At 69.9% G+C, this 26,661-nt stretch carries 26 protein-coding genes; 17 read left to right on the forward strand and 9 right to left on the reverse strand.

Annotated elements, in window-relative coordinates; genetic code table 11:
* Positions 1–10: 10 nt before the first annotated feature.
* The 11 genes from HNQ79_RS20195 to HNQ79_RS20245 all read left to right on the forward strand — a co-directional run bounded on the left by HNQ79_RS20195 (position 11) and on the right by HNQ79_RS20245 (position 10,103).
* The gene (locus tag HNQ79_RS20195; RefSeq protein WP_185033029.1) at positions 11–1,441 is read left to right on the forward strand and encodes an MraY family glycosyltransferase; all 1,431 of its coding nucleotides are present in this window, start codon (positions 11–13) and stop codon (positions 1,439–1,441) included.
* A 278-nt stretch (positions 1,442–1,719) separates the two neighbouring features.
* Positions 1,720–2,160 (forward strand): Cg1360 family ATP-synthase-associated protein, encoded by a 441-nt coding sequence (locus HNQ79_RS20200; protein ID WP_185033031.1) that lies wholly within the window; start codon positions 1,720–1,722, stop codon positions 2,158–2,160.
* Between the two features lie 199 nt (positions 2,161–2,359).
* Positions 2,360–3,190 carry a F0F1 ATP synthase subunit A gene (atpB, locus tag HNQ79_RS20205; protein ID WP_185033033.1) on the forward strand — a complete coding sequence of 277 codons (831 nt, stop codon included), beginning with the start codon at positions 2,360–2,362 and terminating at the stop codon, positions 3,188–3,190.
* A gap of 86 nt (positions 3,191–3,276) precedes the next feature.
* Positions 3,277–3,510 (forward strand): ATP synthase F0 subunit C, encoded by a 234-nt coding sequence (gene atpE / locus HNQ79_RS20210; RefSeq protein WP_185033035.1) that lies wholly within the window; start codon positions 3,277–3,279, stop codon positions 3,508–3,510.
* A gap of 27 nt (positions 3,511–3,537) precedes the next feature.
* Positions 3,538–4,074 (forward strand): F0F1 ATP synthase subunit B, encoded by a 537-nt coding sequence (locus tag HNQ79_RS20215; protein WP_185033037.1) that lies wholly within the window; start codon positions 3,538–3,540, stop codon positions 4,072–4,074.
* On the forward strand, positions 4,071–4,886 hold the full coding sequence (locus HNQ79_RS20220) for a F0F1 ATP synthase subunit delta (protein ID WP_185033039.1): 816 nt from the start codon (positions 4,071–4,073) through the stop codon (positions 4,884–4,886). The genes HNQ79_RS20215 and HNQ79_RS20220 overlap by 4 nt, the downstream gene beginning before the upstream one ends.
* A gap of 139 nt (positions 4,887–5,025) precedes the next feature.
* Complete coding sequence (atpA, locus tag HNQ79_RS20225) at positions 5,026–6,621, forward strand: F0F1 ATP synthase subunit alpha (RefSeq protein WP_185033040.1); 1,596 nt, start codon at positions 5,026–5,028, stop codon at positions 6,619–6,621.
* A gap of 20 nt (positions 6,622–6,641) precedes the next feature.
* Positions 6,642–7,559, forward strand: a complete 918-nt coding sequence (locus HNQ79_RS20230) for a F0F1 ATP synthase subunit gamma (protein ID WP_185033041.1) — start codon at positions 6,642–6,644, stop codon at positions 7,557–7,559.
* Positions 7,559–9,001 carry a F0F1 ATP synthase subunit beta gene (atpD, locus tag HNQ79_RS20235; RefSeq protein ID WP_185033042.1) on the forward strand — a complete coding sequence of 481 codons (1,443 nt, stop codon included), beginning with the start codon at positions 7,559–7,561 and terminating at the stop codon, positions 8,999–9,001. The genes HNQ79_RS20230 and atpD overlap by 1 nt, the downstream gene beginning before the upstream one ends.
* Before the next feature lie 127 nt (positions 9,002–9,128).
* Entirely contained in the window at positions 9,129–9,503 is a 375-nt protein-coding gene (locus tag HNQ79_RS20240; RefSeq protein WP_185033043.1) for a F0F1 ATP synthase subunit epsilon, read from the forward strand.
* A 153-nt stretch (positions 9,504–9,656) separates the two neighbouring features.
* Positions 9,657–10,103, forward strand: a complete 447-nt coding sequence (locus HNQ79_RS20245; RefSeq protein ID WP_185033044.1) for a DUF2550 domain-containing protein — start codon at positions 9,657–9,659, stop codon at positions 10,101–10,103.
* A 205-nt stretch (positions 10,104–10,308) separates the two neighbouring features.
* Here the strand turns inward: HNQ79_RS20245 and HNQ79_RS20250 are convergent, their stop codons facing one another.
* The 3 genes from HNQ79_RS20250 to HNQ79_RS20260 all read right to left on the reverse strand — a co-directional run bounded on the left by HNQ79_RS20250 (position 10,309) and on the right by HNQ79_RS20260 (position 14,264).
* A complete protein-coding gene (locus HNQ79_RS20250; RefSeq protein ID WP_373312620.1) occupies positions 10,309–12,159 on the reverse strand; it encodes a glycoside hydrolase family 18 chitinase in 1,851 nt (616 codons plus the stop codon).
* 222 nt (positions 12,160–12,381) lie between these two features.
* Complete coding sequence (locus tag HNQ79_RS20255; protein WP_229923691.1) at positions 12,382–13,050, reverse strand: response regulator; 669 nt, start codon at positions 13,048–13,050, stop codon at positions 12,382–12,384.
* Positions 13,047–14,264, reverse strand: coding sequence for a sensor histidine kinase (locus HNQ79_RS20260; protein WP_229923690.1), 1,218 nt, complete (start codon positions 14,262–14,264; stop codon positions 13,047–13,049). Before HNQ79_RS20260 ends, HNQ79_RS20255 begins: the two co-directional genes overlap by 4 nt.
* 154 nt (positions 14,265–14,418) lie before the next feature.
* On the opposite strand from HNQ79_RS20260, the gene HNQ79_RS20265 reads away from it, so the two are divergent.
* Entirely contained in the window at positions 14,419–15,039 is a 621-nt protein-coding gene (locus HNQ79_RS20265) for a hypothetical protein (RefSeq protein ID WP_229923689.1), read from the forward strand.
* 262 nt (positions 15,040–15,301) lie between these two features.
* Here HNQ79_RS20265 and HNQ79_RS20270 read toward each other — a convergent pair whose 3' ends face one another.
* Positions 15,302–15,874 carry a cob(I)yrinic acid a,c-diamide adenosyltransferase gene (locus HNQ79_RS20270; protein ID WP_185033046.1) on the reverse strand — a complete coding sequence of 191 codons (573 nt, stop codon included), beginning with the start codon at positions 15,872–15,874 and terminating at the stop codon, positions 15,302–15,304.
* 344 nt (positions 15,875–16,218) lie between these two features.
* Here HNQ79_RS20270 and HNQ79_RS20275 point away from each other — a divergent pair, with 344 nt between their 5' ends.
* The 3 genes from HNQ79_RS20275 to HNQ79_RS20285 all read left to right on the forward strand — a co-directional run bounded on the left by HNQ79_RS20275 (position 16,219) and on the right by HNQ79_RS20285 (position 20,479).
* Positions 16,219–17,067, forward strand: a complete 849-nt coding sequence (locus HNQ79_RS20275; RefSeq protein ID WP_185033047.1) for a 3-hydroxyacyl-CoA dehydrogenase family protein — start codon at positions 16,219–16,221, stop codon at positions 17,065–17,067.
* 151 nt (positions 17,068–17,218) lie between these two features.
* A complete protein-coding gene (locus HNQ79_RS20280; protein WP_185033049.1) occupies positions 17,219–17,542 on the forward strand; it encodes an STAS domain-containing protein in 324 nt (107 codons plus the stop codon).
* Between the two features lie 261 nt (positions 17,543–17,803).
* Positions 17,804–20,479: an ATP-binding protein gene (locus tag HNQ79_RS20285; RefSeq protein ID WP_229923688.1), complete on the forward strand. Its 2,676-nt coding sequence runs from the start codon at positions 17,804–17,806 to the stop codon at positions 20,477–20,479.
* Between the two features lie 198 nt (positions 20,480–20,677).
* Here the strand turns inward: HNQ79_RS20285 and nucS are convergent, their stop codons facing one another.
* The gene (gene nucS, locus HNQ79_RS20290) at positions 20,678–21,349 is read right to left on the reverse strand and encodes an endonuclease NucS (RefSeq protein WP_185033051.1); all 672 of its coding nucleotides are present in this window, start codon (positions 21,347–21,349) and stop codon (positions 20,678–20,680) included.
* Between the two features lie 235 nt (positions 21,350–21,584).
* Between nucS and HNQ79_RS20295 the strand changes: the two genes are divergently transcribed.
* Entirely contained in the window at positions 21,585–21,977 is a 393-nt protein-coding gene (locus tag HNQ79_RS20295; protein ID WP_185033053.1) for an SCO5389 family protein, read from the forward strand.
* A gap of 85 nt (positions 21,978–22,062) precedes the next feature.
* Here the strand turns inward: HNQ79_RS20295 and HNQ79_RS20300 are convergent, their stop codons facing one another.
* Positions 22,063–23,091, reverse strand: coding sequence for an LLM class flavin-dependent oxidoreductase (locus tag HNQ79_RS20300; RefSeq protein WP_185033055.1), 1,029 nt, complete (start codon positions 23,089–23,091; stop codon positions 22,063–22,065).
* 215 nt (positions 23,092–23,306) lie between these two features.
* Between HNQ79_RS20300 and HNQ79_RS20305 the strand changes: the two genes are divergently transcribed.
* Entirely contained in the window at positions 23,307–23,651 is a 345-nt protein-coding gene (locus HNQ79_RS20305) for an Rv1322 family protein (RefSeq protein WP_185033230.1), read from the forward strand.
* A gap of 14 nt (positions 23,652–23,665) precedes the next feature.
* Here the strand turns inward: HNQ79_RS20305 and HNQ79_RS20310 are convergent, their stop codons facing one another.
* The 3 genes from HNQ79_RS20310 to HNQ79_RS20320 all read right to left on the reverse strand — a co-directional run bounded on the left by HNQ79_RS20310 (position 23,666) and on the right by HNQ79_RS20320 (position 26,661).
* Positions 23,666–24,499, reverse strand: coding sequence for an ABC transporter permease (locus HNQ79_RS20310; RefSeq protein WP_185033056.1), 834 nt, complete (start codon positions 24,497–24,499; stop codon positions 23,666–23,668).
* Positions 24,496–25,755: an ABC transporter ATP-binding protein gene (locus HNQ79_RS20315; RefSeq protein WP_185033058.1), complete on the reverse strand. Its 1,260-nt coding sequence runs from the start codon at positions 25,753–25,755 to the stop codon at positions 24,496–24,498. Before HNQ79_RS20315 ends, HNQ79_RS20310 begins: the two co-directional genes overlap by 4 nt.
* 135 nt (positions 25,756–25,890) lie before the next feature.
* A complete protein-coding gene (locus HNQ79_RS20320) occupies positions 25,891–26,661 on the reverse strand; it encodes an ABC transporter permease (protein ID WP_185033060.1) in 771 nt (256 codons plus the stop codon).

Below are 26,661 nucleotides of genomic sequence, written 5' to 3' on the forward strand. Positions count from 1 at the left end.
AGAGACAACTGTGGGGCAGCCCGTGCGTGAATACCTGTTGACGCTCTGCGTCACGGCCGCGGTGACGTATCTGCTGACGGGCCCGGTGCGGAAGTTCGCCATCGCGGCCGGGGCGATGCCGGAGATCCGTGCCCGTGACGTCCACCGGGAGCCGACGCCTCGGCTCGGCGGCATCGCCATGTTCGGCGGTCTGTGCGCCGGGCTGCTGGTGGCGGACCACCTGGAGAGCCTCAACGGCGTCTTCGAACTCTCGAACGAGCCGCGCGCCCTGCTCTCCGGGGCCGCCGTGATCTGGCTGATCGGTGTCCTGGACGACAAGTTCGAGATCGACGCCCTGATCAAGCTGGGCGGCCAGTTCATCGCGGCGGGCGTCATGGTCATGCAGGGCCTCACGGTCCTCTACCTGCCCATCCCGGGTGTCGGCGGCGTCTCGCTGACCCCCTGGCAGGGCAACCTCCTGGCGGTCGCCCTGGTCGTCATCACCATCAACGCGGTCAACTTCGTCGACGGCCTCGACGGCCTCGCGGCCGGCATGGTGCTCATCGCGACCTGCGCGTTCTTCCTGTACGCCTACCGCATCTGGTTCCGGTACGGCATCGAGTCGGCCGCCCCCGCCACCCTCTTCGCCGCGATCCTGGTCGGCATGTGCCTGGGCTTCCTGCCGCACAACATGCATCCGGCCAGGATCTTCATGGGCGACTCGGGGTCGATGCTCATCGGCCTGGTCCTCGCGGCCGGCGCCATCTCCATCACCGGCCAGGTCGACGGTGACGCCCTGCGCCTCTTCGCCGGCGGCGAACGCAACGCCACCCACGCGATGCTGCCGGTCTTCATCCCGCTGCTGCTGCCGCTGACGATCATCGCGATCCCGTTCGCGGACCTGGTGCTGGCGATCGTACGGAGGACCTGGCAGGGCAAGTCGCCGTTCGCGGCGGACCGGGGGCACCTGCACCACCGGCTGCTGGAGATCGGGCACTCGCACAGCAGGGCGGTGCTGATCATGTACTTCTGGTCCGCGCTGATCGCGTTCGGGATGGTCGCCTACTCGGTGTCCCGGGAGAGCATGTGGATCGTGCTGCTCATCGTCGTGCTGAGCGCCCTGGGACTCGTACTGCTGCTCCTGCCGCGCTTCACGCCCCGCGCCCCGCGCTGGATGGAGGCCTTCGTGCCGCCGCGCTACCGGCGCCGCCGGACGCGGGCGGCGGAGCCGGCCGCTGCGGAAACGTCCGGGCCGAGCGGAGCGACGGCCGGAGCGACGGCTCAGGAGACGACAGGGACAGCGGCAAGGACGGCAGCCGGGACGGAGACCGGGCCGGCCGCCGGGTCGGCGGACCGGGAGCCGGACGGCGCCGGAGACGGAAGCGGCGAAGCGGACCGCGCGCGGGTGGCGGCGGGCGTCAACGGCGCCACCGCCCTGGGTTCCCGTTCGCGTTTCAACTGAGGTACCCGCGTTGACGTTTGCCCCAGTGCGGACCAATACCAGACAAACCGCCGCAGCGCACTGCACACACGGGCAGGGTCACTCTCATGTGTGACACCAACCACACTTTCCGGGTAAAGACTGCATCAAATAGTTTGTGATACCGTTCACGAGACCCGGCGACAGAGCCGCAGGACCGCGATACGCCGGTCCGGCGGCCCGAGAGCCCTTCTCGATCCGGGCTTACGCTCGTCCATGACGACACCCACTGCCCCACCAAGCAAAGCGGAGCTGCCGCCATGCCGTCCCACGACGTCCGGAGTCTCCTCCAGACCGCCGTCCCCACCGCTGCCCTCGGCGTAGTCGCCGCTGTGGTCGGCGGGGTGGTCGTCGGCGGCAAGGGGGCTGTCGGTGCGGCGGTCGGGGTGCTGGTGGTGATCCTCTTCATGGGGCTGGGCCAGCTCGCGCTGCAGTACGTGGCGAAGGCCATGCCGCAGCTCTTCTCGGGGATGGGGCTGGTGGTCTACTCCGTCCAGCTCGTGCTCCTGCTGTTGTTCATCATGGCGTTCAGGAACACCACGCTCTTCCATCTCCAGGCCTTCGCGATCAGCCTCGTGGCTGCCACGATCATGTGGATCGTCGCGCAGACCTGGTCGCACGTGAAGTCGAAGACGCTCTATGTCGACCCCTCCCAGGAAGACGTCACCGCCTCCGGGGCAGGGACGTCCCATGACAAGTAGGGCCGGTATAAGTTCACGTTCGACGGACTGCTATGGTCCGATCCAAACTGCGGCACTGCGGGCGCGGGCACCAGAGCTGACGCCTGTCCTTCGCGAGGCTCTGCGCCTGTCCGCCGCCACCACCCTGTAAGACCAGACCGGTGCCGTACTGCGGCTGCCCTGCCGCTCAGACTCAACGAGGTTGCCGTATCCATGCGCCATGCAGAAGGAGCTCCTGGTGACTGCTGACGCCCAGACGCTCGCCTTCGAGGTTGACTGCCATCTCTTCCAGGGCTGCGGTTTCCCCGCCCCGAGTGCGTGGTCATTCATCTTCGACCCGATCTTCACCATCGGGCCTGTCGAGTTCAACAAGCCGATGCTGTTGGCGATCATCGGTACGTTCGCCATCCTTGCCTTTTTCTGGGCCGGCTTCTCCAAGCCCCAGGTAGTGCCAGGCAAGCTCCAGATGGTCGCCGAGGCCCTGTACGACTTCGTGCACCGAGGCATCGCCAAAGAGGTCATCGGCAAGAAGGGCGAGCCCTTCGTCCCGCTGCTGGTGTCGCTGTTCTTCTTCGTCTGGATGCTGAACCTCTGGGCGCTGATTCCGCTGGCGCAGTTCCCGGTCAGCGCGCTCATCGGCTACCCGGTCGGACTGGCACTCCTCGTGTGGGTCATCTACATGACGGTGACCTTCCGGACCAACGGTTTCGTCGGTGGCATCCGCAACCTGTGCGTACCGAGCGGTCTGCCGAAGCCGATCTACGTCATCCTCACGCCGATCGAGTTCGTCTCGAACGTCTTCGTGCGGCCGTTTACGCTGGCGGTCCGACTCTTCGCGAACATGTTCGCGGGGCACATCCTGATCCTGGTCTTCACGATCGCCACCTGGTACATGCTCGGTACCGTACTCGGCACGGTCTACGCCACCGGGTCCTTCGTAGTGACGGTCGTACTCACCGTCTTCGAGCTGTTCATCCAGGCGCTGCAGGCATACGTCTTCACCGTGCTGACCGCCACGTACCTGTCCCAGGCGCTCGAAGAAGCGCACTGAGAGACACCCGGACCATCCCCGGTCACCCCACAGACGTCCGGCGGACACAATTCCACCGGCCATTCAAGAGAAGGAACCACAGAGCAATGTCTGAGACTCTCGCTGCTGTCACGGGCAACATCGGCACCATCGGCTACGGCCTCGCCGCGATCGGCCCCGGCGTCGGCATCGGCATCATCTTCGGTAACGGTGTGCAGGCCATCGCCCGCCAGCCCGAGGCTTCCGGCCTCATCCGCCAGAACATGCTGCTCGGCTTCGCGGTCATCGAGGCCCTGGCGCTGATCGGCTTCGTCGCCCCCTTCATCTTCCCGAAGGCCTGACAGTTTCTTTAAGACGAAAGGTCCATCATGTTGCATCTTGCAGCTGAGGAGCCGCAGTCGCCGCTGTTGCCGGTCTGGCCCGAGATTCTCATCGGTCTGATCGCGTTCGGCATCGTCTTCTTCGTCTTCTCCAAGAAGCTCCTCCCGGCCATCAACAAGGTTCTGGAAGAGCGGCGCGAGGCCATCGAAGGCGGCATCGAGAAGGCCGACGAGGCCCGGATCGAAGCCGAAAGCGTCCTGGAGCAGTACAAGGCTCAGCTCGCCGAGGCCCGCCACGAGGCCGCACGACTGCGCCAGGAAGCACTGGAGCAGGGCACTGCGCTCAAGGAAGACCTGCGCGCAGAGGGCCAGCGGCAGCGTGAGGAGATCATCGCTGCCGGGCACGCCCAGATCGAGGCCGACCGCAAGCAGGCTGCACTGACGCTGCGACAGGACGTGGGCAAGCTCGCCACCGACCTGGCGGGCAAGCTCGTCGGTGAGTCCCTTGAGGACCACGCACGACAGAGCCGCACCATCGACCGTTTCCTCAGCGAGCTTGAGGAGAAGGCCGAGGCAGCCCGATGAACGGCGCGAGCCGCGACGCACTGGGCACCGCCCGGAACAGCCTCGACGCGCTGACGGACACCCCGTCCGTCGACGCGACGAAGCTGGCCGGCGACCTGGCCGCCGTCACCGCGCTGCTGCACCGCGAGGTTTCGCTGCGCCGGGTCCTCACCGACCCGTCGCAGCCCGGCGAGGCCAAGGCCGAGCTGGTCGGACGGCTGCTCGCAGGTCAGGTGGACGGCTCCGCCGTCGACCTGGTCAAGGGCATGGTCCGGTCCCGCTGGTCGCAGTCCCGCGACCTGGTGGACACGGTGGAGGAGCTGGCGAACACCGCCGACCTCACCGCCGCCCAGCAGGCCGGCAGGCTCGACACCGTCGAGGACGAACTGTTCCGCTTCGGCCGGATCGTCGCGGCGAACGCCGCGCTCCGGTCCGCGCTCACCGACAAGGCGGCCACCACCGCCGCCAAGAGCTCGCTGCTCCGCAGCCTGCTCGGGGGTCGGGCCGAGCAGGTCACCGAGCGACTGATCGTCCGTCTGGTGACGCAGCCCCGTGGACGTAGCCTGGAATCGGGACTCGAGTCCCTGTCCAAGCTCGCCGCGGAACGCCGTAACCGGAGGGTCGCGGAGGTCACCACCGCGGTGCCCCTCACCGATCAGCAGAAGCAGCGCCTCGGCGCTGCCCTCGCGAAGATCTACGGTCGTGAGATGCACCTGAACATCGACGTGGACCCCTCGGTCCTCGGCGGTATCCAGGTCCGCGTCGGCGACGAGTTGATCAACGGGACGGTCGCGGAGCGCCTCGACGAGGTCTCCCGGCGTATGGCGGGCTGACGTCAGTCACGCAGCGCAGCACCAAGCATTGCCAGCAATACGCATTGCCAGCGGCCCGGTTGGGCCGCAGAGGATTCCTGGGGGCCGACCCCAGACCCCTAGAAAACTTCGGGCCCAACAAGGAGAGCAGGGAACCCAGATGGCGGAGCTCACGATCCGGCCGGAGGAGATCCGGGACGCACTGGAGAACTTCGTCCAGTCGTACCAGCCGGACGCGGCCTCGCGCGAGGAGGTCGGAACTGTCAGCGTTGCCGGCGACGGCATCGCGAAGATCGAGGGTCTTCCCTCGGCCATGGCGAACGAACTGCTGAAGTTCGAGGACGGAACCCTCGGTCTCGCCCTCAACCTCGAAGAGCGCGAGATCGGTGCGGTCGTCCTCGGCGAGTTCAGCGGAATCGAAGAGGGCCAGCCGGTGCAGCGCACCGGTGAGGTGCTCTCCGTCGGCGTCGGCGAGGGTTACCTCGGCCGCGTCGTCGACCCGCTCGGCAACCCGATCGACGGCCTCGGCGAGATCGAGACCGAAGGCCGCCGCGCCCTGGAGCTCCAGGCTCCGGGCGTCATGGTCCGCAAGTCCGTGCACGAGCCCATGCAGACCGGCTACAAGGCCATCGACTCGATGGTGCCGATCGGCCGTGGTCAGCGTCAGCTGGTCATCGGCGACCGTCAGACCGGCAAGACCGCGCTGGCCGTCGACACGATCATCAACCAGCGTGACAACTGGCGCTCGGGCGACGTGAACAAGCAGGTGCGCTGCATCTACGTCGCCATCGGTCAGAAGGGCTCCACCATCGCCTCCGTGCGTGGTGCGCTCCAGGAGGCCGGCGCGCTCGAGTACACGACGATCGTCGCCGCCCCCGCGTCCGACCCGGCCGGCTTCAAGTACCTGGCGCCGTACACCGGTTCGGCCATCGGCCAGCACTGGATGTACGCCGGCAAGCACGTTTTGATCATCTTCGACGACCTGTCGAAGCAGGCCGACGCCTACCGCGCCGTGTCGCTGCTGCTGCGCCGTCCGCCGGGCCGCGAGGCCTACCCGGGCGACGTCTTCTACCTGCACTCGCGTCTCCTTGAGCGCTGCGCGAAGCTGTCGGACGACATGGGCGCCGGTTCGATGACCGGCCTGCCGATCGTCGAGACCAAGGCGAACGACGTGTCGGCGTTCATTCCGACCAACGTCATCTCCATCACCGACGGCCAGTGCTTCCTGGAGTCCGACCTGTTCAACGCGGGCCAGCGCCCGGCGCTGAACGTCGGTATCTCGGTCTCCCGCGTCGGTGGTTCGGCCCAGCACAAGGCCATGCGCCAGGTGTCCGGCCGACTGCGTCTGGACCTCGCCCAGTACCGCGAGCTGGAGGCGTTCGCCGCCTTCGGTTCCGACCTGGACGCGGCCTCCAAGGCGTCGCTGGAGCGCGGCAAGCGCCTCGTCGAGCTGCTGAAGCAGGGCCAGTACCAGCCGATGCCGGTCGAGGAGCAGGTCGTCTCCGTCTGGGCCGGCACCACCGGCAAGATGGACGAGGTCCCGGTCGAGGACATCCGCCGCTTCGAGAGCGAGCTGCTGGACTACATGCGCCGCGAGCGCAAGGAGCTCCTCACCTCGATCGCCGAGGGCGCCAAGATGAACGACGACACGCTCCAGTCCATCGCCGACGCGATCACCACGTTCAAGGGGCGGTTCGAGACCTCGGACGGCCAGTCCCTGGGCGAGGACGCACCGGCCGTCAACGTCTCCAAGTGACGACGGAAGGGACCTGACTCATGGGAGCGCAGCTCCGGGTCTACAAGCGTCGCATCCGCGCCGTCACCGCGACCAAGAAGATCACCAAGGCGATGGAGATGATCGCCGCCGCTCGCATCGTCAAGGCCCAGCGCAAGGTCGCGGCTTCCATGCCGTACGCCAATGAGCTGAACCGCGCGGTGACGGCGGTGGCGACCGGATCCGACACCGACCACCCGCTGACGACCGAGGCCGAGACCCCGACCCGGGCCGCGATCCTGCTCGTCACGAGCGACCGCGGTCTGGCCGGCGGCTACTCCTCCAACGTCCTCAAGGCGGCGGAGCGGCTCACCGAGCGGCTTCGCGGCGAGGGCAAGGAGGTCGACACCTACATCGTCGGCCGCAAGGGTGTCGCCTACTACGGGTTCCGTGAGCGCAAGATCGCGGACTCGTGGACCGGCTTCACCGACAGCCCCACCTACGCGGACGCCAAGCGCGTCGCAGCGCCCCTCATCGAGGCCGTCATTACGGAGACGGCCGAGGGCGGTGTCGACGAACTGCACATCGTCTTCACGGAATTCGTGTCGATGATGACGCAGAACCCGGTCGAGAACCGGATGCTGCCGCTCAGCCTCGACAAGGTCGAGAAGGAGGAGGGCGCGAAGGCCGAAATCCTTCCGCTCTTCGAATTCGAGCCCTCGGCGGAGGACGTCCTCGACGCCCTGCTGCCGCGATACGTCGAGAGCCGTATCTACAACGCACTGCTTCAGGCCGCCGCTTCCGAGCACGCCGCCCGTCGTCGTGCGATGAAGTCGGCGACCGACAACGCCGGGGATCTGATCAAGAACCTCTCCCGGCTTGCCAACGCGGCCCGCCAGGCCGAAATCACCCAGGAAATCAGCGAGATCGTCGGTGGCTCCAGCGCCCTCGCCGACGCGAACGCGGGGAGTGACAAGTAATGACGACCACTGTGGAGACGGCCGCCGCCACGGGCCGTGTTGCCCGTGTCATCGGCCCTGTCGTCGACGTGGAGTTCCCCGTCGACGCCATGCCGGAGATCTACAACGCCCTCAAGGTCCAGGTCGCAGACCCGGCCGAGGACGGCCAGCTCAAGACGCTGACCCTGGAAGTCGCCCTGCACCTGGGTGACGGCCTGGTCCGCGCGATCTCGATGCAGCCCACCGACGGTCTGGTCCGCCAGGCCCCGGTGACCGACACCGGCGAGGGCATCACCGTCCCCGTCGGCGAGATCACCAAGGGCAAGGTGTTCAACACCCTCGGCGAGATCCTGAACAAGCCGGAGGCCAACGCCGAGGTGACCGAGCGGTGGCCCATCCACCGCAAGGCCCCGTCGTTCGACCAGCTCGAGTCGAAGACCGAGATGTTCGAGACCGGCGTCAAGGTCATCGACCTTCTCACCCCGTACGTCAAGGGCGGAAAGATCGGTCTGTTCGGTGGTGCCGGTGTCGGCAAGACCGTGCTGATCCAGGAAATGATCTACCGCGTGGCCAACAACCACGACGGTGTGTCGGTGTTCGCCGGTGTCGGTGAGCGCACCCGTGAGGGCAACGACCTCATCGAGGAAATGGCCGAGTCCGGCGTCATCGACAAGACGGCGCTTGTCTTCGGTCAGATGGACGAGCCGCCGGGCACGCGTCTTCGCGTCGCGCTCTCGGGTCTGACCATGGCGGAGTACTTCCGCGATGTGCAGAAGCAGGACGTGCTCTTCTTCATCGACAACATCTTCCGCTACACGCAGGCGGGTTCCGAGGTCTCCACGCTCCTCGGCCGCATGCCGTCCGCGGTGGGTTACCAGCCGAACCTGGCCGACGAGATGGGTCTCCTCCAGGAGCGCATCACGTCGACCCGTGGTCACTCGATCACCTCGATGCAGGCGATCTACGTCCCCGCGGACGACCTGACCGACCCGGCGCCGGCCACCACCTTCGCCCACCTGGACGCGACGACCGTTCTGTCGCGCCCGATCTCGGAGAAGGGCATCTACCCCGCGGTGGACCCGCTCGACTCCACGTCGCGCATCCTGGACCCCCGCTACATCGCGGCGGACCACTACGCGACGGCGATGCGTGTCAAGGGAATCCTCCAGAAGTACAAGGACCTCCAGGACATCATCGCGATCCTCGGTATCGACGAGCTGGGCGAAGAGGACAAGCTCGTCGTCCACCGCGCCCGTCGCGTCGAGCGCTTCCTGTCGCAGAACACCCACGTCGCCAAGCAGTTCACCGGCGTGGACGGTTCGGACGTTCCGCTCGAAGAGTCGATCCGTGCGTTCAACGCGATCTGCGACGGGGACTACGACCACTTCCCCGAGCAGGCGTTCTTCCTGTGCGGTGGCATTGAGGACCTCAAGGCCAACGCCAAGGAGCTCGGCGTCAGCTGACGCCAGGCATCCCCTGCAGTGCCGTACGTGTGAGAGGGGCGGGCAGGCCCGCCCCTCTCCCGTACACCCCCTAGACTTTGACCTGACACCCGGCAGCAGTGCCGGGTGGTGACCCGAGGAGCCACCCTTGGCTGCTGAGCTGCACGTCGAGCTGGTCGCTGCGGACCGTAACGTCTGGTCCGGCGAGGCCACCCTGGTCGTCGCGCGCACCACGTCCGGCGACATCGGCGTCATGCCCGGTCACCAGCCGCTTCTGGGTGTGCTGGAATCGGGCCCCGTGAACATCCGTACGAGTGACGGCGGCACCGTCGTCGCCGCCGTGCACGGCGGTTTCATCTCGTTCGCCGACAACAAGCTGTCTCTGCTCGCGGAGATCGCCGAGCTGGCCGACGAGATCGACCAGGCTCGTGCGGAGCGGGCGCTGGAGCGTGCGAAGTCGGAGGCCGACGCGGCCGCCGAGCGCCGCGCCGCCGTCCGGCTGCGTGCGGTGGCCGGACACTGAGTCCCGCCTCACGCCACGTGAACCACCCTCAGCCGCGGCTCGTACTGGATACTTCCAGGACGGGTCGCGGCTGAGGCGATGCGGATGCTTTTCTGTTGTTTCGCGGTTTCTGTTGTCCTGGTGGTACTGGATGAGGCGAGGAGGTCGTAGGAGATGATCCTCGCTCTGCTTGTGTGCGGCTCGGTAGTCCTGCTGGTGCTCGTGGGACTGTTCGTCTTCGGACTGCGCCGGAGGCTGATCCAGCGTTCCGGCGGCACCTTCGACTGCTCCCTGCGCTGGGGCACCGCGGAGGAGCTGGACACCTCCGGCAAGGGCTGGGTGTACGGGGTGGCCAGGTACAGCGGCGACCGGATCGCCTGGTTCAGGGTCTTCTCGTACGCGCCCAAGCCGCGCCGTGTCCTGGAGCGCTCGGCCATCGAGGTGGTCACGCGCCGCTCGCCGGAGGGCGAGGAGGAGCTGGCTCTCCTGTCCGACGCGCACATCCTGGGCTGTGTCCACCGGGGTACCCGGCTGGAGCTGGCGATGAGCGAGGACGCGCTGACCGGGTTCCTCGCCTGGCTGGAGGCGGCGCCGCCGGGACAACGGGTGAACGTCGCGTAGCGGTTGCCGAACCCGCCCCCGAACGCTGCCGGACGCACAACGTGCCGGATGTGCGCGGGGTCGGACGCACAGTTCGCGGGACGTGCGGGAAGCCGGACGCACAAGAGGCCGGGAGACGGGGGCGGACCCGTCTCCCGGCCTTTTCCCGTGGGGGCCGGTGGTGCCTCGCACGGCCCGCGGAGCGGGCGCGTGCTGTCGGCGGGTGTTACTTCAGGCCGGAGTCGATCGCCGTGACCAGCTCGCCGTTGGCGGTGTCACCGCTGAACTCCCAGAAGAACGCGCCGCCCAGGCCCTGTGCCTTGGACCAGGCCATCTTGGAGTTGATGGTGGCCGGGGTGTCGTAGCTCCACCAGTCCGTGCCGCAGTGCGCGTAGGCGGTGCCGGCGACGGTTCCGTTGGCCGGGCACTTGGCCTTGAGGACCTTGTAGTCCTCGATGCCCTGCTCGTACGTTCCGGCCGCCGGGCCGGTGGCGGTGCCGCCCGGCTCCTTCTGGGTGACGCCGGTCCAGCCGCGGCCGTAGAAGCCGATGCCGAGCAGGAGCTTCTTGGCCGGGACGCCCTTGGCCTTCAGCTTGGCGATCGCCTCGGCGGAGTTGAAGCCCGCCTGCGGGATGCCCGGGTAGGAGGTGAGCGGGGAGTGCGGAGCCGTCGGGCCCTTCGCCGCCCAGGCGCCGAAGAAGTCGTACGTCATCACGTTGTACCAGTCGAAGGACTTGGCCGCGGTGGCGTAGTCGGCGGAGTCGATCTTGCCGCCGTCCGAGGCGTCGGCGGTGATGGCCGCGGTGACCAGGTTGTTCGCGCCGAACTTGGTGCGCAGCGCGGAGGCCAGGTTGCCGAGGGCGGCCGGGCCGCTGGTGTCGCAGGTCAGACCGCAGGCGTTCGGGTACTCCCAGTCGATGTCGATGCCGTCGAAGACATCGGCCCAGCGCGGGTCCTCGACGAGCTGGTAGCAGGAGTCCGCGAAGGCGGCCGGGTTCTTGGACGCGTCACCGAAGCCGCCGGACCAGGTCCAGCCGCCGAACGACCAGATCACCTTGATGTGCGGGTACTTGGCCTTGAGCTTGCGCAGCTGGTTGAAGTTGCCGCGCAGGGGCTGGTCCCAGGTGTCGGCGACGCCGTCCACGGCCTGGTCGGCGGTGTAGGCCTTGTCGTAGTCGGCGAAGGCGTCGCCGATGGTGCACTTGCCGCCCTGGACGTTGCCGAAGGCGTAGTTGATGTGCGTGATTTTCGCCGCGGAGCCGGACGTCACCAGGTTCTTGACGTGGTAGTTGCGTCCGTAGACGCCCCAGTTGGTGAAGTAGCCGAGCTTCACCTGGTCACCGGGCCCGGGGCCCGGGTCGGTGCCGCCGCCAGTGGTCTTGACCGCGACGGAGCCGCTGGCCGGACCCGTCTGGTCGGCGGTGTCGCGGGCCTGGATCGCGTACGAGTAACTGGTCCCCTTGGTCAGGGAGCTGTCGGTGTACGTGAGACCGGTGACGGTGGCCACCTTGGCTCCGTCGCGCAGGACGTCGTAGTTCTTGATGCCCTTGTCGTCGGTGGCGGCGCTCCAGGTCAGCCTGGCCGAGGTGTCGGTGACGTTGCTCGCGACGGGGGTGCCGGGCGCGCTGGGGGCGGCGTCGCCGGGCTGGGTGTCACCGTCGCAGGAGCCGCCGTTGAGCTTGCAGCCGGTGGGGTTGCCGGAGCCGGTGCCGTTGAAGCCGAAGGTGGCGGAGGCGCCGGGGGCCAGAGTGCCGTTCCAGGAGAGGTTCTTGGCGGTGTAGTGGTTGCCGGCGGAGCTGAGCGTGGCGTCCCAGGCCGAGCCGGCCTTGGTGCCGGTGGGGAAGTCCCACTCCACGGTCCACGAGCTCAGCGTGGTGGTGCCGGTGTTCTTGATGGTCCACGAGCCTTCGAAGCCCGAGCCCCAGTCCGACTTCTTGGTGTACGTCGCGGTCGCCGCGGGGGCGGCCTGGGCGGGGGATGCCAGACCGACCATCGCGGCGAGCGGGACGACGAGGGCGGTCAGGGTCGCCGCGAAGCGTGTTCTGCGACGGGATCGTTGGGGGGTGGTAGTGCTCAAGGGGTGCTCCCGTGAGAGAGGTCCGACATGACGGTGGTGGGACCTGCGCCGCCAGGTGAGCACGCCGTACTACGGGGAGGTGGGGTTGTCATGGCGTGCTCACCACTGCAGTGCGGCGAGCGTGCCAAGGTCTGGACCAATCGTCAAGAGGTCTGGACCAAAGTTGCGAGGTAGGTGTACGGGCCCCCTTCCCGCCCGCCCCTGGACCTCGGGCCCCCGCGCTCAGACCCCCAACTCCTGCGCGAGAACCGCCGCTTGCACCCGGCTCCGCAGGCCGAGCTTGCCCAGAAGACGGCTGACATGCGTCTTGACGGTGGCCTCCGCCATGTCGAGCCGCACCGCGATCTCCGCGTTCGAGAGCCCCTCGCCCAGCCGGGACAGCACCTCCCGCTCCCGCCGGGTGAGCGGATCCAGCACGGAAAGAGCGGCGGCGTCCTCGCGCCGCCCGGCCGCCGGTGCCGCGAACTCGGCGATCAGCCGCCGGGTCACGGCGGGGGAGATCAGCCCCTCGCCGCGCGCCACCGTCCGTACCGCTTCCAGAAGGTCCCTGGCCTCGGTGTTCTTCAGGAGGAAGCCCGAGGCGCCCGCGCGCAGCGCCCCGAACACGTACTCGTCCAGGTCGAAGGTGGTCAGGACCAGGACGTCGGCGAGCTGCTCGGCGACCACCTGCCCGGTGGCCGCCACCCCGTCGAGCCGCGGCATCTGTATGTCCATCAGCACGAGGTCCGGGCGCAGTTCGCGGGCGAGACGCACCGCCTCCTCGCCGTCCGCCGCCTCGCCGACGACGGTGATGTCGGGGGCGCTGTCCAGGATGAGGACCAGCCCGGCCCGTACCGCCGACTGGTCCTCGGCGATCAGTACCCGGATGGCCCCTGCGGGGTCCGCACTCACGTGGGAAGCTCCTCGTTCTCGTCCTCGGCGGGCAGCAGGGCCCGCACCTGCCATGTCTTGGTGCCGTCGTCGAGGGTGACCGGGCCCGCCTCCAGCTCGCCGTCCAGCAGCGTCACGCGCTCGCGCATGCCCACCAGCCCCGCCCCGGAACCGGGAGCCCGCGGCCCCGCACGTCCGCCGCCGAACGCGCTGGTCACGGCCACGTGCAGGGTGCTGTCCGCATACGAGAGGCGGACGGCGACGGGCCCCGGGGAGGCGTGCTTGAGCGCATTCGTCAGGGACTCCTGGACGATCCGGTACGCCGCCAGCTCCACCGGCGCCGGAAGCCCCAGGCCCGCGGGGCGGTCGTCGGCGAGCGTGAAAGTGAGCCCGGAGCCGGCGCCGGAGGCGCGGGAGGTCTCCAGCAGGGCGTCGAGGCCGTCCAGGGAGGGGGCGGCCGAGGGCTCCCCGCTGCCCTCGCTCTCCCGGAGCAGCCCGATCAGACGGCGCATTTCGGCCAGGCCCTGCACGCTGTTCTCGCGGATGACGGACAGGGCCCGGGTGGACGCGTCGGGGGTGTCGAGGGACAGCGCGGCCGTTGAGTGGATGGCGATGGCGGAGAGGTGGTTGGCCACCATGTCGTGCAACTCCCGTGCCATCCGAGCGCGTTCGGCCGTCACGGCCTGAGCGCGGTCCATCTCGGCGAGCAGTGCGGTCTGTTCGGCGCGCAGCCGGGCGGCGACGGCCGCCTCCCGGTGGTTGCGCAGGATGGAACCGGTGAGGGCGGGCGCGAAGCTGATCAGGCCGGCGACCATGCCGATCAGCAACGCCTCCGGCTCGCGGAACCAGGCCAGGAAACCGACGGTGAGCGCCAGGCTGACGAGACCGGTGGTGATCGGGATGCGGCGGGCGGCCCGGGGAGTGCCGTAGACGACGGCCGCGTACACCAGGTCCGCGAAGATGACCACCGTGGCGAGGCTGCCCTGGGTGAACTGGTCGCCGATCACGGCGAGGACGCCGCCGGCGAGGGCGGACTGAGGGGCGCTGCGGCGGACCAGTTCCAGGGCGGAGACCGTGCACAGGGGCACCAGGGTCGCCCAGCCGGGCAGGAGCAGCCGGTTGCCCTGGGTGTGCAGGCCCAGGGACCACAGCAGCAGTCCGGCGAGCAGGCCGGTCACCGCGAGGAGCACGTCGTCCCGGTGCGGCTGGAGGATCGGGTGGCGGAAGCAGGGCACGTTCCCATCCAACACGGGCTCGGCGCGCGCGTCCTCCGCGTGCGGGCGGAACCCGCACTACACCGAAGGATGCAGTGCGGGTTCGCCCCTGGTGACGATGCCCCGGGAACGGGCGCGGGCGAGGATGAGGAGTGCTTACGGAAGGAGCCGCTTCGTGATCGTCGCGTTGATCATCGCCTGTGAAGTCGCATTCTGGATCCTGCTGCTGGGCGGCCTGTCGCTGCGGTACCTGGCCAGGATGCCGCGCACGGGAGCGGCCGTGCTGCTGTGCGAGCCGCTGCTGGAGGTGGTGCTGCTGGTGGTCACCGTGATCGACCTGCGGAACGGGGCCGCACCGGACTGGAAGCACGGGCTCGCGGCGGTCTACATCGGGTTCACGGTCGCGATGGGGCACCGGGTGATCACGTACATGGACGTGCGCTTCGCGCACCGGTACGCGGACGGGCCGCCGCCGGTGCGGCCGCCGAAGTACGGGATGGCACGGGCGGTGCACGAGTGGAAGACGGCGGCGCGGTGGATCCTCGCGTGCGGGATCGCGGCGGGGCTGCTGCAGGGAGCGGTGTGGTTCGTGGGGGAGAGCGGGGACGTCACGTCCTTGCGGTCCTGGCAGTTCAAGATGGGGGTGGTGGCGGTGATCAACGTGGTGATCGCGGGGAGTTACACGCTGTTTCCGAAGCGGGGGGTCGAGGAGGGGGCGACGGCTGTTCCGACGGCGAGTCCGGAGGCGGGGGCCGGTGCGCAGGCGGGTTCGGGGGAGCGGTGGGGGAGTCGTTGACGAAGCGGTGAGGGTGGGGTGAGTGGGGGCGTACGTCGGGGTGGCGGGCGTGGGGTGAGGGGGCACCGTCCGGTGGGGGCCGCCCCCTTGCCCGCCCGTTCCGCCCCCGGGGGCGGCCCCGCCGTCCCGGGGGCTACGGGCCGCGCGGCGCCCCGCCGCCCAAGGGGGCTACGGGGGGCGCGGGGGGCGACGCGACGCGCCGTGCAAGGGGGCTACCGGGGAGGGGGCGCGGCCCCGTCGGCCGGGGCGGGCGGGGGTGGGGTTACCTTTCGCCGCCGGGGAGCCAGAGGACGTCGCCCACCGACTTGTTCGCCGTCCGGGCCAGGATGAACAGCAGGTCGGAGAGACGGTTGAGGTAGGTGGCGGTGAGCGGGTTCATGGTGTCGCCGTGGACCTCGTACGCCGCCCATGTGGAGCGTTCCGCCCGGCGGACGACCGTGCAGGCCTGGTGCAGGAGCGCGGCCCCCGGGGTCCCCGCCGGAAGAATGAAGGAGCGGAGCTTCTCCAGTCCCTCCAGATAGGTGTCGCAGTCGGCTTCGAGCTTGTCGATGTACGGCTGCTCCACGCGCAGCGGCGGATACGCCGGGTCCTGGACGACCGGCGTGGACAGGTCGGCGCCCACGTCGAAGAGGTCGTTCTGGATGCGGGTGAGGACCTTGACCACGTCCTCGTCGAGGTCGCCGAGGGCGATCGCGGTGCCGATCACCGCGTTCGCCTCGTTGGCGTCCGCGTACGCCGCGATCCGCAGATCGGTCTTGGCGGTGCGGCTCATGTCGCCCAGCGCCGTGGTGCCCTTGTCGCCGGTACGGGTGTAGATGCGCGTCAGATTGACCATGGGGTCGAGCCTAACCAGGCCCCGGCCCGCCGGAAGAGTACGTCCGGCCGCGTCGGGGGGACCGGGCGAGCGCCCTCGCCCGCATCCGGCCGGAGAGCAGGAGCGCGGGCACGGAAAGCGCGCGGACCGCTCGCAGGTGCGGTGGTGACGAACGTGCTCAACAGGGCCCAGGGGGACACGAGGTGACTCGCACTCCGGTCGAGTCCGGGGCCGTACCGGTGTGACGTCCGTCATTTGAGACGTGACGCGCATCTCTTCGCCGCCACAGCGGCCCCATCCGGCGATAGCCTCCGCCACAGGACAACGAATACGCGGTAGCGCGCAGTGATCAGGGAGAGTGTGCAGTGGCCAGGAAGCTTGCCGTCATCGGTGCCGGACTCATGGGATCGGGCATCGCCCAGGTCTCGGCGCAGGCGGGCTGGGACGTGGTCCTGCGCGACGTGACGGACGCGGCGCTGACGCGCGGTACCGACGGCATCAAGGCCTCGTACGACAAGTTCGTGAGCAAGGGGAAGCTGTCTGCCGAGGACGCCGAGGCGGCGCTCGCGCGGATCACGACCTCGACCGAACTGGACGCCGTCGCCGACGCGGACATCGTGGTCGAGGCCGTCTTCGAGAAGCTTGAGGTCAAGCACGAGATCTTCCGCGCCCTGGACAAGATCGTGCGGGAGGACACCGTGCTGGCGTCCAACACCTCCGCGATCCCGATCACGAAGATCGCGGCCGTGACCGAGCGCCCCGAGCGGGTTGTGGGGGCGCACTTCTTCTCGCCGGTGCCGATGATGCAGCTCTGCGAACTCGTACGCGGCTACAAGACGAGCGACGAAACCCTCGCCACCGCACGTGAGTTCGCCGAGTCGGTCGGCAAGACCTGCATCGTCGTCAACCGGGACGTCGCCGGCTTCGTGACGACGCGGCTCATCTCGGCCCTCGTCGTCGAGGCGGCGAAGCTGTACGAGTCGGGCGTCGCCAGCGCCGAGGACATCGACATCGCGTGCAAGCTCGGCTTCGGCCACGCCATGGGACCGCTCGCCACCGCGGACCTGACCGGTGTCGACATCCTGCTGCACGCCACGAGCAACATCTACACCGAGTCCCAGGACGAGAAGTTCGCGCCGCCGGAGCTGATGCGCCGCATGGTCGACGCGGGGGACATCGGGCGCAAGAGCGGCCAGGGTTTCTACAAGCACTGATCGAGTGCTGCGGGAATGTCCGAACCGCCGTCACCCCATGGGGTGAATTACGTGCCGATTTACTGACAGGCGGCAACTTCTTGGCCTGTTCGGCAGTCAGTTGAGAGAACGCGGAAGAGAAGCCGTCAGCACGCACTCGTGGGGAGCGCACATGCACATCAGGGGCGATCACGTCGAGCTGGTCGTCGGGGGCCGCCTCGACGTGCGCAGCGCGGCGGACGCCCGTACGGTCCTGCACTCGGCGGTCGACGACGGCATCGGCGACCTGGTGCTCGACCTGACCGAACTGGACTCGTGGGACGCCACCGGACTCGGCGTCATCATGGGCGCGCACCGGCGGGCCGGCCGCTGCGGACGACGGCTCGTGCTGCGCGGCGTACCGCCGCAGATGCAGCGGCTGCTGGTGGCGACCAGGCTGCACCGGATCCTGGCGATCGAGGGCGGGCTCGCGGTGGACGCGCTGCCGCGGGTGTGACCGCCCAGGACGTCCCCGGAAAGGGCGTGACGCGGGTACGACGCGGGCGCGCAATCCTCACACGACTGTGACTTCCCGGGGCACCCAAGCCCCCGGCCCTCAGAGATAATGTGCGAAGGTCTAGGGTTCGGTCGCCTGCCGCTTGACGAACCCACGCAATGGATGCACCCACGTCGGCGGGCACCGGACCAGAAGCGACAGCGAGCGTGCGAAAGGCCGGGAGGGGCAGTCAGCACGCAACGCATCTGGGGGGCTTTGACCATGGACCCGATACACCGGGGACCTGTTGAGTACGGCCAGGACAACAACGGCAACCACAACGAGCAGAGCAGTCGGGACGGCGCGCGCGAGCGCGAGCAGACGACCCGCGACCTCGGTCCGGGCACCGCGCCCGCACCGGCACGCACCGTCCAGTTCACATCCGGCGACTTCCTGCTGACCATCAATCCGGTGGACGGCAGCGAGATCGAACCCTGCCCGCCCGGCGAGCGCCCCGCGGCGCCCGTCCGGCACCCGGCCGCCGACCGCGCGGAACTCGCACGCGCCGCGAAGCCGCCGCTGCCGCCGGGCCCGGCCGGGCCCGAACTGCCGCTCCTGGAGCGGCAGGAGGAACGCGAGCGACTTGTCGACCTGCTCTCGCGCGGCCGTTCCGTGCGGCTGGTGGGGGCGGAGGGCTCCGGGCGCAGTGCGCTGCTCGGCGCCGTCGCCGAGGACTGTGCGGACCTCGCGCCGGACGGCGTCGTACGGCTCTCCGGCCACCGTCGCACCACGACGGAACTGCTGCACGACCTGTTCTCGGCCGTCTACCGCGCGCCGCTGTACCGCCCCGACCGGGAACAACTTCTGCGCTGCGTCCACGAGATCGGCGCGGTCGTCGTCGTCGACGACCTGGAGTTCGGCGGGACGGCCCTGGAGGAGCTGTTCGACGCGACGCCCGAGTGCGCGTTCCTCGTCTCCACCACCTCCGAGGTCGCCGCCGCGTCACCGGCCGGACTCATGGAGGAAGTACTGGTCGGCGGGCTCGGCCGGGAGGCCTCGCTGGAACTCCTGGAGCGCGCGGTGGACCGCCCGCTCACCGAGGACGAGGCGAACTGGGCGGGGGACCTCTGGTTCGAGTCGGAGGGGTTGCCGCTGCGGTTCGTGCAGGCCGGCGCGCTGCTGCGGCAGCGCGACGCCCTGCGTGCCGACCCGGGCGCCTTCGAGGACTTCGAGTGCTTCAGCGAGGCGCCGCACGACGCCCCCTCCGATGCCGAGAACGGGCACTACGTACCGCTGCCCACCCTCGCGGAGGGCATGGCCCCGGTCGCCTCGCTCGCCGCCCGGCTGAGCGGGCCCGCCAGGGACACCCTGCGGATCGCGCTGGCGCTCGGCGGGGAAGTGCCGCACCAGGCGCATCTGCCCGCCCTGGTCGGTGACACTCACGCGGACGCCGCGCTCGGTGAACTCCTCGGCTGCGGGCTGCTCTCCGCGGCCGGTGCGCGCCACCGGCTGGCCCCCGGGGTCGCCGCCCAGCTGGAGGGCGCCGGATACGCCGAGGACGCGGAGGAGCACGCGCTCAACGCGGCCCAGCACTACACCTGGTGGGCCGGGCACCCCTCGGTCGGCTCGGAGCGGATCTCCGCCGAGGCGGACGCGGTGCTCGCCGCGCTCTCGGCCCTCGTACCGGGGACGGAGGACCGGCATCCGGGCGCCGCCGTGGTGCTCGCCCGTACCGCCGCCCCCGCCTTTGCGGCGGGCATGCAGTGGGGGGCCTGGGAGCGGGCCCTGCGCACCGGCGCGGAGGCGTCCCGGCTCGCCGGAGAGGTCGCGGAGGAGGCGTACTTCCACCACGAGCTGGGGGTCCTCGCGCTCTGCGGCGACCGGCTCGACCGTGCGCGCGCCGAGTTGGAGACGTCGATCGGGCTGCGGGGTGCGCTCGCCGACAAGCGGGGCGCCGTCGCCGCCCGGCGTGCGCTCGCCCTGGTCACGGACCGCAGCGGGGACGCTCCCGGGCCCGTGCTGATGTCCGGCGGGGGCCTGGCGGGCGCCGGTGCGGTCGCGTTGCCGAGGTCGCCCTTCGACACGCCGTACGACCCCTTCACCGAGCGGGCGTCGGCCGGCGAGGAGATACCGGCCGCACGGTACGAGGAGTCGGCCTCACCCCCCGCCGGGGTGCCCACGCCGGCGGTGCTCAACGAATTCCCGGACTCCCGCGAGCCGTTGGTGACCAGGACCGGGCCGGCGAACCGGGGACGGCCCCCGTCGCGGCGCGCCATGCTCCACGGGGCCCGGCGCAACGTGGTCGCGGCCGGGGCCGGCGCCCTGCTGGTGGCCGTACTGGGCACCGTGGTCACCCTCGGCGCCACCGGCAACGGGCTGGGCGGCGAGAGCGGCAAGGTCACCCCGGAGCAGTCCGCCAACCTGGATTCCGGCAAGGGCGGCCTGGACGCCGACAAGGCGGAGGGCTCCGAGGGCAGCCGCTCCGGCGGCGGCGGAGCCACGGACAGCGGTGCCGGTGACCCCGGGCTGCCGGGCCTGCCGGACGCCGCCTCCACCAGCCGCGGGAAGAACACCGGGACCCCGGATCCGGACGCCACCGGGTCCGGCGAGCCGGGCGGTGGCGGAGCGACCACCACGCCGACCGACCCGGGGAGCAAGCCGCCGGGGGGTACGCCGCCGGGCAGCAAGCCGCCGACGACCAAGCCGCCCACGACGCCGCCCGACCCCACCCCGCAGCCGCCCACCGACCCGCCGACGAAGCCGCCGACGTCTCCGGACCCGGACCCGACGCCCCCGAAGCCGGACCCGCCGACGTCCCCGGACAAGCCCCCGCCGGCCGACGACAAACCTCCGCCGACCTCGCCGGACAGGCCCCCGCCGGCGGACGACCAGCCGCCGCCCTCCTCCCCGGGCTTCACGGTCAGCGCACCCGCGCCGACGGACACCGAACCCGCCTAGGGTTTTGGCCCGCCGCGCACCGGGACCCGGCACGGTCCGCGCGACCGCCGGGCCCCGCACGCCCTCGTACGGCCCGCACGCCTCGTACGGCCCGCACAGCTCGCACCACCCGCACATGACTGTGGCGGCCCCCCTGAGCAACAGGTGGGCCGCCACAGGCGGTTGTGGGTGGGGTGTCGCGACGCCCCCCGGCGGGGGCTAGAACAGCCGCAGTTTGTCGTCCTCGATGCCGCGCATCGCGTTGTAGTCCAGGACCAGGCAGCGGATGCCCCGGTCGGTCGCCAGCACGCGGGCCTGCGGCTTGATCTCCTGCGCGGCGAAGACACCGGTCACCGGGGCCAGATGCGGGTCACGGTTGAGGAGTTCGAGGTAGCGGGTGAGCTGCTCGACGCCGTCGATGTCACCGCGCCGCTTCAGTTCGACGGCCACCGTCGCCCCGTCCTTGTCGCGGCACAGGATGTCGACCGGGCCGATCGCCGTCATGTACTCGCGGCGGATCAGGGTGTAGCCCTCGCCGAGGGTGTCGATGCGGTCCGCGAGCAGCTCCTGAAGGTGTGCTTCCACGCCGTCCTTGATGAGACCGGGATCAATGCCCAGCTCGTAGGACGAATCGTGCAGGACTTCCTCCATCGTGATGATCAGTTTCTCGCCCGCCTTGTTGATCACGGTCCAGACACCGGCGTCGTCGCCCGTGCCCTCCTTGAGCGTGCACGGCGGGGACATCCAGTTGAGCGGCTTGTACGCCCTGTCGTCCGCGTGAATGGAGACGCTGCCGTCCGCCTTCACCAGGATCAGACGGGGGGCGGAGGGCAGATGGGCGGTGAGCCTGCCCGCGTAGTCGACGGAGCAGCGGGCGATGACGAGACGCATGGGGCGCAACGCTACTCGACGAGGCGGGGTGGGCGCGATTCGCCCTGTAAGACCCCGTTCGCAGGGTCCGCGGGACCATCCGTCAATGGCCGGTTGTATGCGCAATCCCCTGTTGCGGCAGGGGTGCCGCCCTTAACGTGGATGCAGGAGGTCGCCGTGCGTGCACGCTGCGTCGCGGCTCTCCTGCCCTGCCCGGAAGACCCCGTCTCGGTGCGGGGTCGCGAGAGGAGAACCCATGTCGCTCGACGTCTCACCGGCTCTGTTGGAACAGGCCGAGCGAGGCGAGGTCGACGAAGCGGAATTCGTCGACTGCGTCCGGACCTCCCTGCCCTTCGCATGGGAGATGATCAGCTCTCTGGTGGCACAGCTGAAGGTCGACGGTGGACAGTTCGCCGACAACCAGACGCCGCCGCCGGACGAGCAGGCCCGTGGCCAGCTGCTGCGCGCCCTGGCGAGTGACGCCATCCGCGGTTCGTTGGAGCGTCACTTCGGAGTACGTCTCGCATTCCAGAACTGCCACCGTGTCGCGGTGTTCCCGCTGGACTCCTCGGTCGACGAGCGGCTCGCCCGCTTCACTTCGATCCGCGGCCAGCTGCTCAACCAGTCGCCGGGACTGCGGGACTGCTGACGTCCGAGGCTGCCGCTCCCGTATCGCGGGAGGTGTGACAGATGCAGGGGCGGCAGCCCTCCGCACCGCTCCCGACGCAGCGCGCTCAGGACAGCAGTTCCCGGACCTCCGAGCCCAGCCGCCGTACGTTCTCCTCCGTGCAGGCGAGGTCGCCCGACCCCTCGGTGAGCAGCGCGAAGCGGGTGATGCCGGTCCGCTCCGAGGTCGCCGCCAGCCGGTCCGCCGCCAACTGCGCCGTGCCCACCGGGTGCAGGCCGCACAGCTTCTCCGTGTACGCCACCGGATCGCGCATCGCGCGGCGCCGTCCGTCGACCGTGACGTGGGCGTCCAGGCCCTGCTTCAGCCAGCCCGGCATGGCCTTGCCGAGCGTCTCGCAGGCGTCCTCGACGGTGTCGGCGATCTGCGCGACCCCGGCCGACACGTGCGCGACGGTCGCGATCTCCTCGGTGCTGCGGCCGGAGGCGCGTGCGTGCCGGCGCCACAGGGCGGTCATCTCCGCCTTGTCCTCGTCCCCGCAGTGCATCCCGAGCAGCATGGGCAGCCCCCGCTCGGCGGCGAGCTTCACACTCCTGGGTGACGTGCACGCGACGACGACCTCGGGCCCCGGCACGCCCTCCCACTGCTCGTCCGGCCGCGGAACGACGGCCACTTCACGGAACCGGTACCGCTCGCCGTCCGCGCCCACCCGCGGCTCGCGCAGCCAGCGCAGCAGCAGGTCGAGCGATTCGGGGAAGCCCTCCTCGTACGCCTTCAGCGAGCTGCCGAAGACCTCCAGGTCCACCCACGGCCCGCCGCGCCCCACCCCGAGCGAGAAACGCCCGCCGGAGGTGAGGTGCAACAGGGCCGCCTGCTCCGCCACGTTCACCGGGTGCGCGGTCGGCAGCACGGTCACCGCCGTGCCCACCCGGATCCGGCGCGTGCGGCCCAGCATCACGGCGGCCAGCGTCACGGCCGACGGGCAGACCCCGTACGGCACGAAGTGGTGCTCGGCCAGCCAGACCGAGTCGAGACCCGCCTCCTCGGCGACGTCCGCCGTCCGGAGCGCCCGGTGCAGGGCTTCCGCCTGTCCCTGACCCGGGAACTGCGCTGCCAGTACAAAAGCTCCAATGTGCATCGCCCTCTGCCTCCTTAGGCTTCGTGAATCGGCGATCCCCCACTGGCAATAACGGCTGACAAGTGCCAAAGGCACGGGCCCGGGCCAAGTTCTTGTGATTTTCCGGCTACTCGTGCACCAGGAGTACCGCAGGGACTCCCTCAGTGGTACGTGTACCCCTGCCGGATGGCCCTAGGCTGTGGGAAAACAGTCCGTACGGCCCCATGAGGTGCTACGTGTCCCCGCGCCGCAACCGCCCCAGAGGCGGGACGAGTCCGACCACGAACACCGGGGGCGGCGGTGGCTCCGCGGAGTTCCCGGACCGGTACGGACTCCAGCGTTCCGAGTCGTGGCAGGGCGAGGAGTGGCTCGTACGACAGGTGAGCGGGGCGAGTGCGCAGGGCAAGCGCTACCGCTGTCCCGGCTGCGACCAGGAGATCCCCTCCGGCGTCCCGCACGTGGTGGCCTGGCCCGACTACGGCGGCGTCGACGACCGCCGGCACTGGCACAAGGCCTGCTGGAACGCGAAGGACCGCCGCACCACGAAGGTGCAGCGGTCCCGCAACGCGCCCCGCTACTAGCGGAACCGGCCGGCCTAGACGTCCCGCTTGTGCTGGACGAGGAAGGCCAGGCCCAGAACGAGGGCGACCAGCGCCCCCATGAGGCCCAGGGACTCCCAGCCGGTCGGGCCGTCCTCCCCCATCGGGGTCCCGTAGAAGATGGCGAGCTGGCTGGGGATCGAGTACTCCAGCAGGAACTGCTGCACGTCGCGCAGCCCCTCGGACATCATGAACAGCGCCATCACCAGCGGCAGCAGCACGACGCCGATCATGATGGTGATCGCGCCCGCCGAGTGCCGGACGAGCGAGCCGACGCCCAGTGCGAGCAGCCCGAGCAGCGCGACGTACGCGCTGACACCGACGGTCGCGCCCAGCCAGACGCTCCCCGCGGTGCTGCCGCCCAGGATGCCGGAGATCGCGGCGGAGACCAGCGCGGTGGCGACCAGGGTGATCGCGAAGGTGAGCAGGAAGAAGACGATCCCCTTCGCCGCCAGCACGCGTGCCCGGCTGGGGCACGCGGTCAGCGTCGTGCGGATCATGCCGGTGCCGTACTCGGAGGCGATGGTCATCACGCCGAGGGTGATCACCGGAATGATGCCGAGCAGGACGCCGACGAAGCCGAGCGAGACCGGCGACTCCCCCTCCGGGAGGTCGACGCTGCGCAGGGCGAGGGCGATCAGCGCGCCGAAACCGACGACGAGCACGACCATCACCCCGAGCGTCCAGATCGTGGACCGGACGGACCGGATCTTGGTCCACTCGGAGGCGAGGGCGTCCAGGAGCGTCGCGCGGCGCAGCGGAACCGGCGAGACATAGCCCGGGACACCGGGGTGCTGCTGGTACGGGGCCGGGGTCGAGGGTGTCGTCATCGGGCGTCCTCGGGGGTGTCGCTGCCGGGGGTGGAGTCGTCGTTCTTGGTGAGGCCGGGGCCGGCCGGCCCGGCGGGAGCCGGTGCCGGGGGCGCGGCCGGTGCGGCTTCCGGGGCCTGCTGCGCGTACGGGTTCTGGTCCGCCGGTACGGGGGCGGGCGGGGCCGGTACGGAACCGCGCACTCCGGGGTGCGGCTGCCCCGGCTGGGGCGGCGGCGGGGCGTACCAGCCGAGCTGCGGCGGCCCCTGGGGGACGCCGGGCGCGCCGGGGGCGCTCCCGGGCGGCAGCTGTCCCGGCAGGGCGCCCTGCGGGCCCTGCTGGAAGCCCGCGAGCTGGTCGTCGGTGGAGCGGTAGTCGACGGCGGCCTGCGTCATCTGCATGTACGCCTCCTCCAGTGACGCCTGGTGCGGGGCCAGTTCCCACAGCCGTACGTCCGCCTCGTGGGCGAGGTCGGAGATCTGCGGCAGCGCGAGCCCGGTGACGCGCAGGGCGCCGTCGGGCTCGGACATGACCCGGCCGCCCGCCTCGGTGAGTACGGTGGTCAGCTTCTCCCGCTGCTGCGGCTCGGTCTGCGGGGTGCGGACCCGGGCGAAACCGGCCGAGTTCGCGGCGATGAAGTCGCGGACGCTCATGTCGGACAGCAACTGCCCGCGACCGATCACGATCAGGTGTTCGGCGGTGAGTGCCATCTCGCTCATCAGGTGCGAGGAGACGAAGACGGTGCGCCCTTCGGAGGCGAGCATCTTCATCAGGTTGCGGACCCAGAGGATGCCTTCGGGGTCGAGCCCGTTGACCGGCTCGTCGAAGAGCAGCACCTGCGGGTCGCCCAGCAGGGCGGCGGCGATCCCCAGCCGCTGCCCCATGCCCAGCGAGAAGCCGCTGGAGCGCCGCTTCGCGACGTCCTGGAGACCGACGACACCGAGCACCTCGTCGACCCGGGAGGCCGGGATGCCGGAGAGCTGGGCCAGCGACAGGAGATGGTTGCGGGCGCTGCGGCCGCCGTGCACGGCCTTGGCGTCGAGCAGGGCACCGACCTGACGCGGAGCGTTGGGCAGCTCCCGGAACGGGTGGCCGCCGATCGTGACGTGGCCGGCGGTCGGCCGGTCGAGTCCGAGGATCATGCGCATGGTGGTCGACTTCCCGGAGCCGTTGGGCCCCAGGAACCCGGTCACGGTCCCCGGTCGTACCTGGAAGGAAAGGTTGTACACGGCCGTTTTGGCGCCGTAGCGCTTGGTCAGGCCGACTGCCTCGATCATTCTGCAGCCCCATCGACAGATCGTCGGGGCACGGTCACGTGCGGTGATCCTGTGAGCCCCCGTAAGCAGTCAGAGCTTAACCAGGGGAAGGGGGTTCCGGCCAAGAACACAGGTTCGGATATGCGGGGTGCGGTCTCAGGCGTCCCGCTTCTTCAGCACCAGCCAGCCGCAGCACAGTGCGGCCAGCACCCACAGCACCATGATTCCGAACCCGCCCCAGGGTCCGTACGGGGCGATGTCCCCCTCGGGGGCGACGACCTGCATGACCTTGCCGCCGGCCTGGTCGGGGAGGTACTGGGCGACCTTGCGGGTTGCCGGAACGTTGCCCAGGATCGGCGTCAGCAGGAAGAAGAGCGGCATCAGGATGCCGAGCGAGAGCATCGGCGAGCGCAGGACCGTCGTGACCCCCATCGCGAACACCGCGATCAGCGTCATGTAGAGCGCCGCGCCGATCACCGCGCGCAGTACGCCCGGGTCGCCGAGCGAGGCCTTGTACGGGCCGAGCGCCGCCTGTCCCACGAAGAACGTTACGAAGCTGGTGACGAGGGCGACCACGAACGCGAGCAGCGTCGCCACGGCGATCTTGCTGAAGAGGAAAAGACCGCGGCGCGGCACGGCCGCCAGTGAAGTGCGGATCATCCCGGTGCTGTATTCGCCGCCGACCACCATCACACCGAAAACGATCATTGCGAGCTGGCCGAGGCTCGTCCCCACGAAACTGATGAACGTCGGATCGGCGAACCGGAGTTCGTGCGCGTCCATCTTGGCGAACTCGTTCTTGGACAGCGCGCTGATAAGGAATCCGAGACCGATGGTGAACACCGCGGCGAGTGCGAGCGTCGTCCCGGTGGACCGGACCGATCTGATCTTGGTCCATTCGGACTTCCATACGTATCCGGCGTGCAT

It is taken from the genome of Streptomyces candidus (genome assembly GCF_014207445.1).
GTDB lineage: Bacteria > Actinomycetota > Actinomycetes > Streptomycetales > Streptomycetaceae > Streptomyces > Streptomyces candidus.